Below are 16,794 nucleotides of genomic sequence, written 5' to 3'. Positions count from 1 at the left end.
CCGGACCCCATCCCGCGCGTTGACCATGAAGTTAGCGACGCGACACGCCGTTTCGGACGTCGCCAACTTCATGATCAACGCGCGGGGAAGCGCGGGGAAGCGCGGGGAGGCGCGGGGAGGGCCGGAGGGTTAGAAGCCGAGGGCTTGGGCTCGGCGTTTGACTTCGCGGGCCTGGTCGCCGGAGAGGGCGGCGGCCGGGGTGGCGCCGGGGAGGGCGTCGTCCGGCTCGTAGAGCCAGCGCAGCGCGGCCTCGTCGTCGTAGCCGTTGTCGGAGAGCAGGTTGAGCACGCCAGGCAGGTGCTTGAGCACGGTCTGGTTGGCCACCAGGTCCGCCGGCACCCGGCGGATGCCGTCGCGGCGGACCGCCAGCAGCTCCCGGTCGCGGATCATCTGGTGCACCTTGCTGATCGACACGTCGAGGCGCTCGGCGACGTCGGGCAGGGTGAGCCAGCCGGCCGGGTCTGCGGGGCCGGCGAGCTCGGGGCCGGGCACGGCCTGGTCGGGTACGGGTTCGGTCACCCGATCACCCTGCCACGCCACTGCCCGCACGGGCCACCGGGCACCCCGGGACGACCGGTCCGAACACCCGATGAACGGACCGGTGACCAGCGGATCAGGGGTCGGAACAGGCTCGGCGAGCGCAGCGGGACGGATCAGGTTCGCCGCCGGCTGTAGCATCCTGTTCAACCTTTGCCCCCTGGACACATAGACTCCCTGCCGATGGACACACAGGTCGCCGACACGTTGCTGGGCTCGCTGATCGACGGGCGCTACCGCATTCGCGGTCGCGTGGCTCGTGGCGGCATGGCGACCGTGTACACCGCCACCGACGAGCGCCTCGAGCGCACCGTCGCTGTCAAGATCATTCATCCGACGCAGGCGTCCGAGGCCCGGGCCCGGATCGCCAACTTCGTGGCCCGGTTCACCGACGAGGCGAAGACCATCGCCCGGCTGACCCACCCGAACGTGGTGGCGGTCTACGACCAGGGCACCCACGGCGGGCTGCCGTACCTGGTGATGGAGTACGTCCGCGGCCGCACGCTGCGCGACGTGCTGGCCGAGCGGCGCCGGCTCAACCCGGACGAGGCGCTGGCCATCGCCGAGCAGATGCTCGCCGCGATCGCCGCCGCGCACCGCGCCGGCCTGGTGCACCGGGACGTCAAGCCGGAGAACGTGCTGGTCGCCGAGGCGCCCACCGGTGGTGTCGCCAACCTGGTGGACAGCGTGGTCAAGGTGGCCGACTTCGGGTTGGCCCGGGCGGTCGAGGCGAGCGCCGACGAGGAGCAGGGCAACCAGCTGATGGCCACCGTGGCGTACGTCGCCCCGGAGCTGGTCACCGAGGGCAGGGCCGATCCGCGCACCGACGTCTACTCGGCGGGCATCGTGCTGTTCGAGATGCTCACCGGTCGGGTGCCCTACGACGGTGACCGCCCGGTGGACGTGGCCTGGCAGCATGTCGACCGCGACGTGCCGGCACCGTCGACGCTGGTGCCGGGCCTACCGCCGATCCTCGACGATCTGGTTCAGCGGGCCACCCGGCGTGACCCCGGGGCCCGGCCCGCCGACGCCGGAGCGCTGCTGGCCGAGGTGCAGACGGCCCGGGACGACCTGGGCGACGTCAACAGCCGTACCGCCGTGCTGCGCCGGGTGACCGACGAGCCGCCGGTGGCACAGCCGACCATGATGGTCGCCACCGTCCGCCCGGCCGAGCGCCCGGCCTGGGCCCGGCTGCCCGAGGGCGGTGGGCAGGGGCCGGGCCGACGGCGGGCCGCCCCGACACCGGCGGACAGCCTGGGGTCCCGACTCGCCGCGCTGCGCGGCACGGTACTGGCCCACCCGCGGGGCCGGCTGGCCGTCGGGGCCGTGGTGGTGATGCTGGTCCTGGTGGCCGGGCTCGGCGGCTGGTGGTTCGGCGTCGGCCGCTACACGGCAGCCCCGCAGCTGGTCAGCCTGAGCAAGGCCGATGCGCAGGCGCGGGCCGAACGCGCCGGGCTCACCCTGGCCTACGGCGAGCCGCGCTACGACGAGAAGGCGCCGAAGGACAGCGTGCTGGGGCAGAGCCCGGCTTCGGCCACCAAGATCGTCAAGGGCGGCACGATCACCCTGACCCTCTCGCTGGGCCCGGAGCGCTTCCCGGTGCCGGACGTGATCGGCAAGGAGTTCGAGCTGGCCGAGGCGGACCTGGTCAACGCGAACCTGGTGGTGGCCAAGGGCACCCCCCGCTACGACGACAACCTGCCGGCCGGAGTCGTGGTGGACAGTTCCCCCAAGGTGGGCACCGAGGTCAAACCGGGCGCGAAGATCACCCTCATCCTGAGCCGGGGCCGGGCGCCGGTGTCGGTGCCGAACCTGGTCGGCAAGAGCCTGACCGAGGCCCGGACGACCCTTGCCCGGCTCAACCTGGTGCTGGTGGAGACCTACAAGGACTCCGACAAGCCCAAGGACGAGATCCTGGGTCAGAGTCCGGCCGACGGCACCGGCGTGGAGAAGGGCACCCAGGTCAAGCTGGAGGTCAGCAAGGGCCCGCCGCTGGTGGTCGTACCCCGGGTGGTCGACCTGCCCTGCCAGCAGGCCAAGCAGACGCTGGAGAGCCAGGGCTTCCCGGTGGCCGTCCAGCTCAACCCGAACGCCGTGGTCCGTTACCAGAACCCGGGCGAGAACTCGCCGGTGCCACCGGGCACCCAGATCACCATCGGGTGTTTCTGAGATGCCGGTGACCCGCTCCCGACCGGTCGGCGCGCACACCCCCACCTCCGGCGGGCTGGCCAGGGCTGCCCTGCCGTACGTCGACGCGACCGGGGCCGAGGTGGTGCAGGTCTACGTCTCCAACTCGCGAGGCTGGGCGCTGCCCCCGGGTGACCCGGCGCAGGACGCGCTGTTCCGCGACGGTTGCGCCGAGCGGGGCGTGCCGGCCTTCATCCATGCCTCGCTGCTGGTCAACCTGGGCTCGCCCACCCCGGCCACGGTCGAGCGGTCGGCCCAGACGCTGGCGCACGCGCTACGCCGGGGCATGGCGATCGGCGCCCGGGCGGTGGTGTTCCACGCGGGCAGTTCGGTGGACGAGGGGTACGCCGAGGAGGCGATGCGCCAGGTCCACCGGGAGCTTCTGCCGCTGCTCGACTGGGCCGCCGAGGCCGGCGGGCCGATGCTGCTGGTCGAGCCGAGCGCGGGCGGCGGGCGGTCGCTCGCCTCCCGGGTGGAGCAGCTCGGGCCCTACCTGGACGCGGTGGACCGGCACCCCATGCTCGGGGTCTGCTTCGACACCTGCCACGCCTGGGCGGCCGGGCACGACCTGGCGGCCGAGGGCGGCATGACGGCGACCCTGGACACGCTGGTGGCCACCGTGGGTGCGGACCGGCTGCGGCTGGTGCACGCCAACGACTCGAAGGATCTGTGCGGCTCCACCCGGGACCGGCACGAGAACATCGGCAAGGGCACCATCGGTGAGCCCGCCTTCGCCGAGCTGATGGCCCACCCGGCCACCGCCGGCGTCCCGATCGTCGTGGAGACGCCCAGCGAGAAGCAGGTCGGCCACGTCGCCGACATCGCCACCCTCAGCCGCCTCCGCCCCTAACCCCCACTCCCGCCCCTCCGCGCCGCCGCCCGGCCGCGTCGCGCCCCCGCCCCTCCGCGCCGCCGCCCGGCCGCGTCGCGCCCCCGCCCCGCCGCGCCGCGCCGCGCCCTGCCGCGCGCGCCGCGTCGATCTAGGGCAAATCGTCACGGCTAGAGATCAACTAGCGACGATTTTCCCTAGATCGACGCGGCAGGGGGCGGCGACGCGGCAGGAGGCGGCGGGGGGCGGGGGGCGGCGGGGGCCGCGGGGGTGGGGGGTCAGGCGGCCAGGAGGCGGGTCAGGACGGTGGCGGCGTGGGTGACGCCGGCGTCGTCGAGGTCCAGGTGGGTGACCAGGCGGGCGGTACGCGGGCCGAGCACCGAGATCAGCACACCCTCGGCCCGAGCGGCGGCGGCCAGTGCGCGCGCGTCCAGCGCGTGCTTGGTCAGGTCCAACGGGACCAGGTTGGTGCGGACCGCGGTGGCGAGCACGCCGAACGGCGCGACCGCCTCGGCGAGCCGGGCCGCCCTGGCGTGGTCCTCGGCCAGCCGGTCGACGTGGTGCGCCAGCGCGTACCGGCCGGCGGCGGCGAGGATGCCGGCCTGGCGCATGCCGCCACCCATCCGCTTGCGGATCAACCGGGCCCGTTCGATCTTCTCCGCGCTGCCCACCACCAACGAGCCGACCGGTGCGCCGAGGCCCTTGGAGAGGCAGACCGACAGCGTGTCGAAGAGCTGGCCGTACTCGACCAGCGGCACACCGTCGGCGACGTGCGCGTGCCAGATCCGGGCACCGTCGCAGTGCAAGGCCACCTCCGCCTCGTCGGCGACCCGCCGCAACTCCCGCAGGGTGGCCAGCGGGATCACTCCCCCGCCGCCCCGGTTGTGGGTCTGCTCGACGGCGATCGCGCGGGTGGGGACGGCGAAGTAGCCGTCCGGCCGGATCATCCCGGCGACCGCCTCCGGGTCGATGTCCGCGCCGACCGCCGGCCAGGTCCGGGAGCTGATTCCGCCGTACGCGGCCGCGGCGCCGATCTCGTACGTGACCACGTGCGCGTCGGCGTCGCAGAGCAGCTCGTTGCCGGGCGACACCAGCAGTTGCAGGGCGATCTGGTTGGCCATCGACCCGCTCGGCGCGAACAGTGCCGCCTCGTGCCCGAACAGCGCGGCGACCTCGGCCTCCAGCGCGTTGACGGTCGGGTCCTCGCCGTAGACGTCGTCACCGACCTCGGCGGAGGCCATCGCCTCCCGCATGCCGGGGGTCGGTCGGGTCACCGTGTCGGACCGCAGGTCCACGAATGCGTCAGCCACGCAACATCTCCGCTACCAGGAAGGCCAGCTCCAACGACTGCTGGGTGTTCAGTCGCGGGTCGCAGGCGGTTTCGTACCGGTCGGGCAGGTCGAGGTCCTCGATGCCCTGGGCGCCACCGAGGCACTCGGTGACGTCCTCGCCGGTCAGTTCGACGTGCAGGCCACCGGGGTGGGTGTCCAGCCCGCGGTGGACCTCGAAGTAGCCGAGCACCTCGTCGACGATGCGGTCGAAGTGCCGGGTCTTGTAGCCGTTGGACGACTCGTGCGTGTTGCCGTGCATCGGGTCGCACTGCCAGACCACCTTGGCGCCGGCCGCGGTGACCTTGGCCACGATCGGCGGCAGGGCGTCCCGTACCCGGTGGTTGCCCATCCGGCTGATCAGGGTGAGCCGGCCGGGGACGTTGTCCGGGTTGAGCTTCTCGCACAACTCGATCGCCTCGTCCGGCGAGGTGGACGGGCCGAGCTTGACCCCGATGGGGTTGGCGATCCGGGAGATGAAGTCGATGTGCGCGCCGTCGATCTGCCGGGTGCGCTCGCCGATCCAGAGGAAGTGCCCGGAGAGCCCGTACGCCCGGCGGTCGGAGACCCGGGTGAGCGCCCGGTCGTACTCCAGGGCGAGGGCCTCGTGGGAGCAGTAGAGGGTGACGGTGCGCAGCGCCTCGTCGTCGGTCATCCCGCAGGCCCGGATGAAGGCCAACGCCCGGTCGATCTCCCGGGCGATCGCCTCGTAGCGCTCCCCGGCCGGGGAGTTCTTCACGAAGCCCTTGTTCCAGTCGTGCACGGCGTGCAGGTCGGCGAGTCCGCCGGCGAGGTACGCCCGGAGCATGTTCATCGCCGCCGCCGAGTTGGCGTACGCCCGGATCATGCGCTGCGGGTCGGCGACCCGGGCGGCCGGGTCGGCCTCCAGCGAGTTGATCATGTCGCCGCGGTACGCGGGCAGACCGCGCGCGTCGGTGGGCAGCGAGCGGGGCTTGGTGTACTGGCCGGCGACCCGGGCGACCTTGACCACCGGCAGCGACGCGCCGTAGGTGAGCACGATCGCCATCTGGAGCAGGGTGCGGGCGTTGGCCAGCAGGTGGCTCTCGGTGTTGTCGGCGAAGGTCTCGGCGCAGTCACCGCCCTGGAGCAGGAAGGCCTTGCCCTCGCAGACCAGGGCGAGCTTCTGCCGGAGCTGGTCCACCTCGTAGGGCGCGACGACCGACGGCACGGTGTCGAGCACCTTGCAGACCTGGGCGACGGTGGCCGGGTCGGACCACGGCGGGGTCTGCTCGCGGGGCAGGTCCCGCCAGCGGTCGAGGCCGAGAGCGGCGTCCTCGGCGGAGTCGACTGTCGGTCGGCTGGTCTGCAGGCCCGGGCTGCCCACCGCGGGATGGCTCAGCTGATGCCACTCATGGCGCATGACAGAAAGCGTACGGCGACCGCCGGGGTGCCCGGGCGGCGAGGGGGACGGTTCCGGCAGATGGGAGACCAGTCCCGGTGGGCGCAGGTCAGGAAGCGGGCGAGGGTACGACGCCGGCCGGCGTCCGGCCGGCGGGCGCGGCGCCACCCGGCGCTTCCCCGGCGATGCACCAGTCACCGCCGTCGCGGGTGACGGTGAACACCAGCGGCCGGGTGGTCTTGCGCTTGCCGGCGGTGACCGACACCGAGACGCTGACCTCCTGGCCGCGCGGGCCGGACCGGACGTCGGTGATCGCCGCCGTGGGCACCTCGAAGTGATCCGCGAAGTCGCCGTTGGGGCCGGTCGCGCCCAGGTCGAAGCCCTCGTGCAGCAGCGCGCAGAGCTGGCTTCGGCCGGCGGCCACGTCCTTGGCGGTCATCGCGTCGAGGTACGCCTGCACGCGCTCGCGGGACCGGCTGGCGGCCTCCTCGGCGGGGACCCGCTCGGGCTTGGCGGCCGGCTCGTCGTCGCCGCCGGTGAGCCCGCAGCCGACCAGGGCGACCGGCAGCAGCACCAGCCCGGCGGCGGTGGCCGCCAGCCTGCGGTGGGTAGGGCGCATGACCACCTCCGTCGACGGGGACATCGAGACTGCCGAGCCGCGAGTCTGCCACATCGGGCGGACCGGGCCCAACGCCGGCGGCCCGGCCGACGCTGGGCGTCGACCGGGCCGGTACGTCACGGGCGGGGAGGGGCGGTGCGTGCCCCTCCCCGCCGTGTGGGTGGTGCGTCGGCCCTCGGCTCAGCCGAGACCGCCCTTGATGGCGCCGATGAGCTCGCCGTTGCCGGTGTCACCGGAGAGCTCCCAGAAGAACGCGCCACCGAGGCCCTGGTTCTTCGCGTACGTCATCTTGCCGTTGATGGTCGACGGGGTGTCGTAGCTCCACCAGTTGCTGCCGCACTTGGCGTACGCGGTGCCGGCGACCGTTCCGGTGGCCGGGCAGGTGTTCTTGAGGACCTTGTAGTCCTCGATGCCCGCCTCGTACGTGCCCGGCGCCGCGCCGGTGGCGCTGCCGCCCGGGGCGGCCTGGGTGACGCCGGTCCAGCCCCGGCCGTAGAAGCCGATGCCGAGCAGCAGCTTGTTGGCCGGGATGCCCTTGCTCTTGAGCTTCTGGATCGCCGCGTCGGAGTTGAAGCCCTGCTGCGGGATGCCGGTGTAGGAGGTGAGCGGGGAGTGCGGGGCGGTCGGGCCCTGGGCGTTGAACGCGCCGAAGTAGTCGTACGTCATCGGCATCAGCCAGTTGAGGTTGCCGATGGCGCCGGCGTAGTCGGCGGCGTCGATCTTGCCGCCGTTGCTGCCGTCCGCCGTGATCGCGGCGGTGACCAGGGCGTTGGAGCCGAACCTCGACCGCAGCGCGCTGATCACGTTCTTGAACGCGTTCGGGCCGCTGGTGTCGCAGGTGAGGCCACAGGCGTTCGGGTACTCCCAGTCGACGTCGATGCCGTCGAAGACGTCCGCCCAGCGCGGGTCCTCGACCAGGTTGTAGCAGCTCTCCGCGAAGGCGGCCGGGTTCTGCGCGGCCTGGGTGAAGCCGCCGGACCAGGTCCAGCCACCGAAGGACCAGATCACCTTGAGGTGCGGGTTCATCTGCTTGAGCTTGCGCAGCTGGTTGAAGCTGCCGCGCAGCGGCTGGTCCCAGGTGTCGGCGACGCCGTCGACGCTGTCCGCCGCGGTGTACGCCTTCTCGTAGTCGGCGTAGCTGTCCCCGATGGCGCAGCGGCCGCCGGTGGTGTTGCCGAAGGCGTACAGGATGTGGGTCAGCTTCGCGGCCGACCCGCTGGTCTGGATGTTCTTGACGTGGTAGTTGCGCCCGTAGACGCCCCACTCGGCGAAGTAGCCGACGACCTTCTTGCCACCCGGGTTCGGCGGCGGGGTGGTCGGCGGCGGGGTGGTGGGCGGCGGGGTGGTGGGGGGCGCCGTGGTGGGCGGGGTGGTGGTCGGCGGGGCAGTGGTCGGCGGAGGGGTGCCGCCGCCGCAGGCCGCGCCGTTGACTGTGCAGTTCAGTGGCGCCCTGTAGGCGCCGGTGCCGTTGTAGCCCCAGCTGAAGGAGGCGCCCGGGGCGAGCCCACCGGCCCAGCTCTTCTTGACCGCGACGTAGTGGTTGCCGCTGCTTGTCACGTCGGCGTCCCAGGCGCTGCTGATGGTGGTGCCCGACGGCAGGTCGAACTCGATGCGCCAGGTGCTGACCGTGGCACTCGACCCGTTGGTGACGGTCACCTTCGTCTCGTGACCGGTCCCCCAGTCCTGTGCCTTGGTGAACGTGGTGGTGACCGTGCCGGCGCCGAACGCGGTCGTCATCGGCACCGCCGCGACGGTCACGGCGACCACGGCACCGGCCCAGAGGGCCCGGCGGAGCGATCTTTTCATGAGGCGTCTCCCGAACTGTTAGGAAACTTTCCAAAAGAGATGGTGAGACGGTACTCACGCCGTCATCACTTCGTCAAGATGTGCATGTTTCGATTTCTGCTGGTGCGTGGAGTGCGCCTGCTCCGCCCGTCACCGGAGCCCCGCCGGCCGGCGCGTAGCCTCGGGACATGACCGTCTTCGACATCCCGATCGACGCCCTCAACGGCGGCCCCGCCGACCTCGCCCGCTACCGCGACCGGGCGCTGCTGGTCGTCAACGTGGCCTCCCGCTGCGGCCTCACCCCGCAGTACGCCGGCCTCCAGACCCTCGCGGACTCCTACGCCGACAACGGCCTGGTGGTGCTCGGCGTGCCCTGCAACCAGTTCGCCGGGCAGGAGCCGGGCAGCGCGGCCGAGATCAGCGACTTCTGCCAGGTCAACTACGGGGTCACCTTCCCGCTCACCGAGAAGGTCGACGTCAACGGCCCCGACCGGCACCCGCTCTACGCCGCGCTGGTGGACACCCCGGACGCCGACGGGCACACCGGGGACGTCCGGTGGAACTTCGAGAAGTTCCTGGTGGCCCCGGACGGCACGGTCGCCGCCCGGTTCGCCCCCACCGTCGAGCCCGGCGCCGACGAACTGCGCGCCGCCATCGAGAAGGTGCTCCCCGCCGCCACGGCCTGACCCGGCCGGCATCACGGCACGGCGAACCGCCACTGCGCCGCGTCCGACAGGGGGCGGTAGCCGAGGGACTGGTAGATCCGGTTGCTGGTGGGGTTGGTCAGGTCGGTGTAGAGCGTGCAGGCGGCGGCGCCGGTGTTCAGGGCGTGCCGGGTGGCGTGCGCGACGCAGCCGCTGGCGTAGCCGCGTCCCCGCCACGCCGGGGGCGTGTACACGCCGCTGATACGGACCACGCCGGCGACCGGCCGGCTCAGCCAGGCCGTCGAGACCGGTGTGCCGGCCCGCTCCCAGAGCCAGAGCAGGCCGCCGTGCGGCAGCCGGGCGTCGATCTGCCCGGCCGCGTCGACCGACGGGCCGTCGGGCATCGTCTCCGCGGCGTACGCGGCGGCCCAGGCGATCAGCAGGTCCCGGTCCGCGCCGGTGGCCGGGCGGGCGCGTCCGGCCACACCCACCGGCGGCCGGACCGCGTCCAGTCGGAAGATCCGCTGCGCGGTGCCGGGTACGGCGACCCTGCCGGCACGTTCGGCGTACCGTTCGGCGAACTCGGCCACGGCCGGGACCGGGCCGTGCACCTCGACCAGCGGCGGCACCGCCCGGGCGAAGTGCTCGGCGAGCGCCCACGCGACCGCCGGCGACACCGCGCCGAGCAGCGGCCCGCGCGGCGGCGTGTGCACCGACGCACCCACCGTCGCGCCGCCGTCGACCACCCGGACGAACCGCTCGCCCCCGGAGAGTGGCAGGTCACCGGAGAGCCGGTCCGCGACGAGCGTGAGCAGTACGTTGTGCAGGACGGGCTCGCGACGCAACCAGGCGTCGGCTTCGGCGGCGAAGGTCGCGAGATCCTCGGTCAGACACTGCACGGACGGCATTCTGCGCACCCGTGGACGCCTCGACAACCGGAACAACCCATCACGACGGTCGGAATGTGTCGCGGGTGGACGGAGTTGGGAACCGACATGACAACTGTGGGACTGATCGGCAGCGGCAACATCGGCGGCACAGTGGCCCGACTGGCGGTGGCCGCCGGCTACGACGTGGTGCTGAGCAACTCTCGGGGGCCGGAGACGCTCACCGACCTGGTCGACGAGTTGGGCGAGCACGCCAGCGCCGGCACGGCGCAGGACGCGGCGCGGGTCGGCGACCTCGTGGTGGTCAGCGTTCCGCTCAAGGCCTACCGGGCGGTGCCGGTCGAGCCGCTGGCCGGCAAGGTCGTCATCGACACCAACAACTACTACCCCCAGCGCGACGGCAACTTTCCGGAGCTGGACTCCGGAGAGGTCACCAGCAGCGAACTGCTCCAGCGGCACCTGCCGGACGCCCGCGTGGTCAAGGTCTTCAACAACATCTTCTTCAAGCACCTGGACTCGCTGGCCCGGCCGTCCGGCGCCGTCGACCGCAGCGCCCTCGCGATCGCCGGCGACGACGCCGCCGCGAAAGCCGAGGTGACGGCATTCCTGGACCGCATCGGCTACGACGCGGTGGACGTCGGGCCGTTGGCCGAGGGATGGCGCTACCAGCCGGACACCCCGGCCTACGGGACCATCTACTCCGCCGACCCGACGGACTGGGAGCACCCGACCCAGAGCGACGCCGACAAGCTCCGCACCGCCCTGGCCGCCGCAACCCGCTGACCGTCACCGCTGGGCGGGGCCCCGCGGCCTCGCCTAGCGGGTGGTCGTCCGCAGGGCGGCGGCGAGTTCCTCGTCGTAGGTGGCGATCGGCTGGCCGTCCGAGGCGTACGCGACGAGCCGGCCCTGCGCCATGTTCGCCGACCGGAACGAGAACGTCCGCGTCCCCGGGTAGGCGGCGAGCAGGGGGATGGTCCGGGGCGCCCCGCCCGGCGCGGAGTAGTACTCCAATCGGGCCACCTGCCCGGAGACCACGCCGTTGACCCGCACCTTGGTCTTCTCGGCCCGGGTGCCGAAGGTGACCGGCGCGTCGGTGCCGTAGGCGGCGCACTCGACCGGGCCACGGCAGACGAAGAAGTATCGCGGGTTGACCACGTCGTCGAGGGTGTACGCCTTGAAGGTGGGGTCCGCGCCGGCGGGCAGCGGTTGCACGGCGAAGAACGCCACCGCCACCGTGGCCGTGATGCCCACCCGCCACCAGGCCCGCCCGACGGCCGGTCGCCGGTTCGTCCGGACGGCGGCGACCGCGACGCCGCCGAAGCCGGCCAGGCACAGCAGGCACACCCCGACGGCGCGGGCGTTCTCGAACAGGAACTGCACGCCCGGCCGCATCGACACCGGACTGAGGACCGCACCCAGCGAGACGACCATTGCGGCGAGCAGCGCCGCGCCGGCGACGCGTTGGGTGACACCGGACGCGCCGATCAGCAGCATCGCGGCGAGCACCGGCCACACCTGATGGTGGGTCCAGGAAACCGGGGACGCGGCCACGGTGGCGCAGCCGACGAGCACCGCGGCGTGCCCGGGGCGGCCCTGCGCGGTCAACTGCCTGGCACGCAGCAGCGCCGCCGCGCAGATGAGCGCCACCAGGCCGGCCCAGAGCAGGGGCAGGACGGCCTCGTCGACGCCGATACGCAGCAGCATCCCGTGCACGGACTGGTTGCCCAGCGAGGCCAGGTTGCCGATCCGCGACGTCTGCCGCACGGCCTCGGTCCAGTAGGTCCAGCTCTCGGCGGGCAGCACGATCGCGGCGAGCCCGGCGCAGGCCACGAACGTCGCCGCCGCGCGGCCGGCGTCGCGGTAGCGGCCCGTGGCGAGGAAGTAGACCACGAACAGCAGCGGGGTCAGCTTGATCGCCGCGGCCACCCCGACCAGCACGCCACGCACCCGGGGTGGAACCAGGCCCATCCCGTCCAGCAGGGCCATCAGCACGACGAAGATGCTGACCTGGCCGAAGCGCAGGTTGCTCTGCACCGGCGCGGAGAGCATCAGGACCGTGGCCGCCACCGCCACGACGAGCGGGCGACGGGACCGTCGGGTGGTCAGCGCGACACCGACCGACCCGGCGATGGCGACGACCGCCGCGCACGTCGCCACCAACCAGGCCGCCTGCAACACGCCCTCGCTGACGGCGGTGATCGGCCCCAGCACGAGGGCGGCGAACGGCGGATAGGTGAACGGCCCCCCGTTCTCCGCCACGTACCCGTACAGCGGCCGCCCGGCGTGCAGGTCGGACAACGCGCCGTAGTAGATGTGCAGATCGGAGAGGCGGTCCTCGCGTCGCGACACGAGCACACAGGACACCAGCGCGACGACGACGAACGCCGCCCACACCAGCGTCACCCGGCGATCCCGCATCGACCGAGAATAGGCGACCGCGACGGCGGGCGGTGACCGTCGATACCTGGCAAAAATCGCGCGACATGCCGTCGACAACTTGCGCTGTGGTCCCGTACACGGGACTCTGTTCCGTGGGTTGCCGCCCGCTCACCGACCGTGCTCTCGGAGGCGACATGCGCATGCTCCCTACCATCGGGCCCCGCCGACTGCTGGCCGGCGCCGGCGCGCTCCTGCTCGGCACCACCCTCGCCGCCGTCGGCGTCTCCACGCCGGCCAGCGCCGGCGCGGACCCCGTCGGATACGTCCGGCTCGCCCATCTCTCCCCCGACACCCCGGCCGTGGACGTCTACCTGGCCGCCCCCGACACCGCGAAGCCACGGGTCTTCCCAGCGGTGGGCTACGGCGTGGTCTCCGACTATCTGGAGCTGGCGCCCGGCCGGTACGCGGTGGCGATGCGCGAGGCCGGCGCCCCCGCCAGCGATCCCCCGGTCCTCACCACCGAGGTCGCGGTGACCAGCGGCGGCGCGTACACGGTGGCCGGCGTCGGCCGGCACGCCGACCTGGGGTTGCGGGTGCTCAACGACGACCTGAGCGCGCCTACCGGGGGCCGCGCCAAGGTGCGGGTCGTGCAGGCGTCGGTGCGGACCCCGGTGCTGGATGTGGCCGCCGCCGACGGCCCGATGATCGCCAACGGCGTGCAGTTCGCCACCACCACGGACTACCACCAGGTGGAGCCGGGTAGCTGGCGGCTGCGGCTGACCGGGGCCGGCGGGCCGAGCACCGACACCGAGGTGCGGCTCACCGGCGGCGCCGTCTACTCCCTGCTGGTGCTCGACGCGAAGCAGGGCGGTCTCACCGCCGAGCTACGCCGCGACGCCGAGGGCGGCACCGTGGTACCCGCCGGTGGGGTGGACACCGGCGCCGGCGGCATCGCCGGGACCGGGCGCGGCGGGTACCCCCTGGTGGCCGGCGGGTTGGCCGCGGCGGCCGTCGCGGTGAGCCTGCTGCTGTGGCGGCGGCGCCGCACCACCTGGTGAACATCGGCCCCGCGATCCGACGGCACCGCGACCGTCGGGTGCCGCTGGCCGCGCTGGTCGCGGCCGGCGCTGCGGTCTGCCTGGCCGCCGGCACCGGGGTCGGGCTGGCCACCACCGGCCCGGCGCCGCCGCCAGCGGCGAGCTGGCAGCCGGGCTGCACCGACGACTGCCCGTCCGCCGCCGCCGCGCCCGCGCCGCAGGGTCCACCCACCCGGGTACGCGTACCGCGGATCGGCGTCGACTCCGCGCTGACCGTCCTGGGTCTGGACCGCGCCGGCACGCTGATCCCGCCGGCCGACTTCGACACGGTCGGCTGGTACGGCGGCGGCCCGGCCCCCGGCGACACCGGTCCGGCCGTGCTGGCCGGGCACCTGGACTCGCGGCGCGGCCCGGCGGTCTTCGCCCGGCTCGGTGACCTGCGTCCCGGCGACCGGGTGGAGGTGCGGCGCGGCGGGCAGCGCCTGTCGTTCCGGGTGACCGGGTCGCTGCGCACACGTAAGGACCGGTTTCCCACCGCAGTGGTCTACGGCCCCACGCCCGGCCCGGAGCTGCGCCTGGTCACCTGCGGCGGCGACTTCGACCGGCGGCGCGGGCACTACCGGGACAACGTGGTGGTGTTCGCGGTGGGCGACGCCGCCGACCCGGCCCTGCCGGAGTCCGCCGCCGGCTGATCCTGCGGCGTCGCGGGCGGTGGCGGAAGCGTCGGCGCGGGGTCAGACCGGGCGACGGCCGGCGAAGCCGCACTCTGCCCGGTGGTACCAGCGAACGTCCGAGTCCCCCTCCAGCCAGCACCAGAGCACGGCGCGGCCGGCGCGCTCACCGGGGAAGTCGAGCAGCACCGGGGCGATGCCCTTGACCTGGATGTCGTGCTGGTGCAGCTCATCGACGACGGAGTGCAGCCGGGCCTCCAGCCCCTTCACCTCGGCCAGCCCGCCGAGCGCGCTCACGCCGTGGTCGGCCAGGTCGACGCGCAGCTCGGCCAGGTCGGCCCGGAGCCGGATCAACTCGTTGACGCGCGGCTGCAGGGTGGCCACCAGGTGCCGGGCCTGGGCGAGTGTGAACACCGGGCCAGTATGCGGTACGCACCCGGGCGGCCTGACCCTGCGGCGTCAGTCGGCCTGGGCAGCTATTTCGCGGGCGCGGTCCCGGGCCGCCTCCAGCGCGGCGAGCAGTGCCGCCCGGACGCCGTGCTTCTCCAGCTCACGGATGGCGGAGATGGTGGTGCCGGCCGGCGAGGTGACCGCCTCGCGCAGCTTGACCGGGTGCTCGCCGGAGTCGCGCAGCATCACGGCGGAGCCGATCGCGGTCTGCACGATCAGCTCGTGCGCCACCTGCCGGGGCAACCCGAGCAGGATCCCGGCGTCGATCATGGCCTCGACCAGCAGGTAGAAGTAGGCCGGACCGGAGCCGGAGAGCGCGGTGACCGCGTCCTGCTGCGACTCGGGCACCCGGATCGTCTGGCCGAGGGGCTTGAACATCTCCTCCGCCAGCGCCAGGTGCGCCCCGGTGGCGTGCGCGCCCGCCGAGATCGCCGTCATCGCCTCGTCGACCAGCGCCGGGGTGTTGGTCATCACCCGGACCACCGGGGTGCCCTCGGGCAGCCGGCGGTTGAAGAAGCTGGTGGGCAGACCGGCGCAGAGCGAGATGACGAGCTTGTCGGCCGGCACCTTGGGACCGATCTCGTCCAGCAACGTGGCGGCGTCCTGCGGCTTGACGGAGACCGCGAGCACCGCCGCCTCGTCCACCGCGGTCAGGTTGTCGACAACCCGTACGCCGTAGCGGGCGGTCAACTCCTCGGCGCGGGCCGGCCGGCGGGCGGTGGCCAGCAACCGCTCCACCGGCCATCCCGAGCGCAGCAACCCGGAGAGCATCAGCTCCCCAATCTTCCCCGCCCCAATCACGGCAACGGTGTGCACCCCGGCCGACATCTCGACGTACCCTCCCTGCCCCCCGCCGATCTAGGGCGGATCGTGGTGAGTTGATCTCCTCGAACAGCAACATGCCCTAGATCGACGGGGCGGGTGGCGCGGCGCGGCGCCGCACGGCGCCGCGCCGCGCCCTTGTCAGCTGCCGAAGAAGACCTCGGCCTCGGCGTACCGCTCCAGCGGCACTGTCTTCAGCTCGCGGGTGGCCTCCGCGAGGGGCACCCGGACGATGTCGGTGCTCTGCATCGCGACCATCTTGCCCCAGTCGCCCTCGTGCACCGCGTCGATGGCCTGCAGGCCCAGGCGGGTGGCGAGCACCCGGTCGAAGGCGGTCGGGGTGCCGCCGCGCTGGATGTGGCCCAGCACCACGGTGCGGGCCTCCTTGCCGGTCTTGGCCTCCAGCTGCTCGGCGAGCCACTGGCCGATGCCGCCGAGGCGGACGTGGCCGAACGAGTCCAGCTCCTGGTTGGCCAGCACCATCTGGCCGTCCAGCGGCTGGGCGCCCTCGGCGACCACGACGATCGGGGCGTACTGGTGCTGGAAGCGCTTCTCGACGTAGCCGGCCACCTGCTCGACGTCGAACTGCCGCTCGGGCAGCAGGATCACGTTGGCGCCACCGGCCAGGCCGGCGTGCAGGGCGATCCAGCCGGCGTGCCGGCCCATCACCTCGACGACCAGGGTGCGGTGGTGGCTCTCCGCGGTGGTGTGCAGCCGGTCGATGGCCTCCATCGCGATGTTGACCGCGGTGTCGAAGCCGAACGTGTAGTCGGTGGCGCCCAGGTCGTTGTCGATGGTCTTCGGCACGCCGACCACGTGCACACCGAGCTCGAAGAGCTTGGTGGCCACGCCGAGGGTGTCCTCGCCGCCGATCGCGATCAACGCGTCCACGCCCTGCGCGGCGAGATTGTCCTTGATCCGCTCGACGCCGTTCTCGATCTTGAACGGGTTGGTCCGGGACGAGCCGAGGATGGTGCCGCCGCGGGGCAGGATGCCACGGACGTCAGCGATGTCCAGGGGCCGGGACAGGCCCTCCAGCGGGCCCTTCCAGCCGTCCCGGAAGCCCACGAACTCGTGACCGTAAGTGGCGACGCCCTTGCGGACCACCGCCCGGATGACCGCGTTGAGACCCGGGCAGTCGCCGCCGCCGGTGAGCACGCCGATACGCATGATCCGCTCATCCTCCTGGAGCATCAGGTAAAGCCCGATTAAGCCCCAGGATATGTGTCAGATCAGACCATCGGCGCCGTTGCCGGCCC

At 73.0% G+C, this 16,794-nt stretch carries 16 protein-coding genes; 6 read left to right on the top strand and 10 right to left on the bottom strand.

Going from position 1 to position 16,794, the window contains the following annotated elements; translation table 11 throughout:
- Positions 1–129 precede the first annotated feature (129 nt).
- Positions 130–519 carry an Rv2175c family DNA-binding protein gene (locus GA0070607_RS20950; RefSeq protein WP_089021989.1) on the bottom strand — a complete coding sequence of 130 codons (390 nt, stop codon included), beginning with the start codon at positions 517–519 and terminating at the stop codon, positions 130–132.
- A gap of 201 nt (positions 520–720) precedes the next feature.
- On the opposite strand from GA0070607_RS20950, the gene pknB reads away from it, so the two are divergent.
- Positions 721–2,706, top strand: a complete 1,986-nt coding sequence (pknB, locus tag GA0070607_RS20945; RefSeq protein ID WP_089019713.1) for a Stk1 family PASTA domain-containing Ser/Thr kinase — start codon at positions 721–723, stop codon at positions 2,704–2,706.
- A 1-nt stretch (position 2,707) separates the two neighbouring features.
- Positions 2,708–3,574 (top strand): deoxyribonuclease IV, encoded by an 867-nt coding sequence (locus GA0070607_RS20940; RefSeq protein WP_089019712.1) that lies wholly within the window; start codon positions 2,708–2,710, stop codon positions 3,572–3,574.
- A 257-nt stretch (positions 3,575–3,831) separates the two neighbouring features.
- Here GA0070607_RS20940 and GA0070607_RS20935 read toward each other — a convergent pair whose 3' ends face one another.
- From GA0070607_RS20935 to GA0070607_RS20920, 4 genes are all read right to left on the bottom strand, one after another.
- Positions 3,832–4,863: a threonine aldolase family protein gene (locus tag GA0070607_RS20935; protein ID WP_089019711.1), complete on the bottom strand. Its 1,032-nt coding sequence runs from the start codon at positions 4,861–4,863 to the stop codon at positions 3,832–3,834.
- Positions 4,856–6,262 carry a class II 3-deoxy-7-phosphoheptulonate synthase gene (locus tag GA0070607_RS20930; protein ID WP_089019710.1) on the bottom strand — a complete coding sequence of 469 codons (1,407 nt, stop codon included), beginning with the start codon at positions 6,260–6,262 and terminating at the stop codon, positions 4,856–4,858. The genes GA0070607_RS20935 and GA0070607_RS20930 overlap by 8 nt, the downstream gene beginning before the upstream one ends.
- An 88-nt stretch (positions 6,263–6,350) precedes the next feature.
- Positions 6,351–6,860, bottom strand: a complete 510-nt coding sequence (locus tag GA0070607_RS20925) for a nuclear transport factor 2 family protein (protein WP_089021988.1) — start codon at positions 6,858–6,860, stop codon at positions 6,351–6,353.
- Positions 6,861–7,040: 180 nt separating this feature from the next.
- Positions 7,041–8,666, bottom strand: coding sequence for a glycosyl hydrolase family 18 protein (locus tag GA0070607_RS20920; RefSeq protein WP_089019709.1), 1,626 nt, complete (start codon positions 8,664–8,666; stop codon positions 7,041–7,043).
- Positions 8,667–8,833: 167 nt separating this feature from the next.
- On the opposite strand from GA0070607_RS20920, the gene GA0070607_RS20915 reads away from it, so the two are divergent.
- Positions 8,834–9,331, top strand: coding sequence for a glutathione peroxidase (locus GA0070607_RS20915; protein ID WP_089019708.1), 498 nt, complete (start codon positions 8,834–8,836; stop codon positions 9,329–9,331).
- 11 nt (positions 9,332–9,342) lie between these two features.
- Here GA0070607_RS20915 and GA0070607_RS20910 read toward each other — a convergent pair whose 3' ends face one another.
- The gene (locus GA0070607_RS20910; protein WP_157743191.1) at positions 9,343–10,188 is read right to left on the bottom strand and encodes a GNAT family N-acetyltransferase; all 846 of its coding nucleotides are present in this window, start codon (positions 10,186–10,188) and stop codon (positions 9,343–9,345) included.
- A 96-nt stretch (positions 10,189–10,284) separates the two neighbouring features.
- Here GA0070607_RS20910 and GA0070607_RS20905 point away from each other — a divergent pair, with 96 nt between their 5' ends.
- A complete protein-coding gene (locus tag GA0070607_RS20905; protein WP_089019706.1) occupies positions 10,285–10,959 on the top strand; it encodes an NADPH-dependent F420 reductase in 675 nt (224 codons plus the stop codon).
- Positions 10,960–10,992: 33 nt separating this feature from the next.
- Here the strand turns inward: GA0070607_RS20905 and GA0070607_RS20900 are convergent, their stop codons facing one another.
- Complete coding sequence (locus tag GA0070607_RS20900) at positions 10,993–12,594, bottom strand: glycosyltransferase 87 family protein (RefSeq protein WP_089019705.1); 1,602 nt, start codon at positions 12,592–12,594, stop codon at positions 10,993–10,995.
- Between the two features lie 155 nt (positions 12,595–12,749).
- Between GA0070607_RS20900 and GA0070607_RS20895 the strand changes: the two genes are divergently transcribed.
- Together GA0070607_RS20895 and GA0070607_RS20890 are read left to right on the top strand one after the other, a co-directional pair.
- Positions 12,750–13,613, top strand: coding sequence for a DUF4397 domain-containing protein (locus GA0070607_RS20895; protein WP_231930099.1), 864 nt, complete (start codon positions 12,750–12,752; stop codon positions 13,611–13,613).
- Complete coding sequence (locus GA0070607_RS20890) at positions 13,586–14,284, top strand: class F sortase (protein ID WP_231930097.1); 699 nt, start codon at positions 13,586–13,588, stop codon at positions 14,282–14,284. The genes GA0070607_RS20895 and GA0070607_RS20890 overlap by 28 nt, the downstream gene beginning before the upstream one ends.
- A gap of 42 nt (positions 14,285–14,326) precedes the next feature.
- Here the strand turns inward: GA0070607_RS20890 and GA0070607_RS20885 are convergent, their stop codons facing one another.
- The 3 genes from GA0070607_RS20885 to GA0070607_RS20875 all read right to left on the bottom strand — a co-directional run bounded on the left by GA0070607_RS20885 (position 14,327) and on the right by GA0070607_RS20875 (position 16,705).
- Positions 14,327–14,677 (bottom strand): DUF2203 domain-containing protein, encoded by a 351-nt coding sequence (locus GA0070607_RS20885; RefSeq protein WP_089019704.1) that lies wholly within the window; start codon positions 14,675–14,677, stop codon positions 14,327–14,329.
- Positions 14,678–14,722: 45 nt separating this feature from the next.
- A complete protein-coding gene (gene proC, locus GA0070607_RS20880) occupies positions 14,723–15,541 on the bottom strand; it encodes a pyrroline-5-carboxylate reductase (RefSeq protein ID WP_089019703.1) in 819 nt (272 codons plus the stop codon).
- A 135-nt stretch (positions 15,542–15,676) separates the two neighbouring features.
- Positions 15,677–16,705 (bottom strand): 6-phosphofructokinase, encoded by a 1,029-nt coding sequence (locus tag GA0070607_RS20875; protein ID WP_089021985.1) that lies wholly within the window; start codon positions 16,703–16,705, stop codon positions 15,677–15,679.
- Positions 16,706–16,794 lie beyond the last annotated feature (89 nt).

It is taken from the genome of Micromonospora coriariae (assembly GCF_900091455.1).
Taxonomy (GTDB): Bacteria; Actinomycetota; Actinomycetes; order Mycobacteriales; family Micromonosporaceae; genus Micromonospora; species Micromonospora coriariae.
This window is presented reverse-complemented; position numbering and strand designations above follow the sequence as displayed.

Coding starts and splice junctions, on each gene's coding strand:
- GA0070607_RS20895 (WP_231930099.1), top strand. CDS start 12,750: ATGCGCATGCTCCCTACCATCGGGCCCCGCCGACTGCTGGCCGGCGCC.
- pknB (WP_089019713.1), top strand. CDS start 721: ATGGACACACAGGTCGCCGACACGTTGCTGGGCTCGCTGATCGACGGG.
- GA0070607_RS20925 (WP_089021988.1), bottom strand. CDS start 6,860: ATGCGCCCTACCCACCGCAGGCTGGCGGCCACCGCCGCCGGGCTGGTG.
- GA0070607_RS20930 (WP_089019710.1), bottom strand. CDS start 6,262: ATGCGCCATGAGTGGCATCAGCTGAGCCATCCCGCGGTGGGCAGCCCG.
- GA0070607_RS20920 (WP_089019709.1), bottom strand. CDS start 8,666: ATGAAAAGATCGCTCCGCCGGGCCCTCTGGGCCGGTGCCGTGGTCGCC.
- GA0070607_RS20900 (WP_089019705.1), bottom strand. CDS start 12,594: ATGCGGGATCGCCGGGTGACGCTGGTGTGGGCGGCGTTCGTCGTCGTC.
- GA0070607_RS20940 (WP_089019712.1), top strand. CDS start 2,708: ATGCCGGTGACCCGCTCCCGACCGGTCGGCGCGCACACCCCCACCTCC.
- proC (WP_089019703.1), bottom strand. CDS start 15,541: ATGTCGGCCGGGGTGCACACCGTTGCCGTGATTGGGGCGGGGAAGATT.
- GA0070607_RS20875 (WP_089021985.1), bottom strand. CDS start 16,705: ATGCGTATCGGCGTGCTCACCGGCGGCGGCGACTGCCCGGGTCTCAAC.
- GA0070607_RS20915 (WP_089019708.1), top strand. CDS start 8,834: ATGACCGTCTTCGACATCCCGATCGACGCCCTCAACGGCGGCCCCGCC.
- GA0070607_RS20905 (WP_089019706.1), top strand. CDS start 10,285: ATGACAACTGTGGGACTGATCGGCAGCGGCAACATCGGCGGCACAGTG.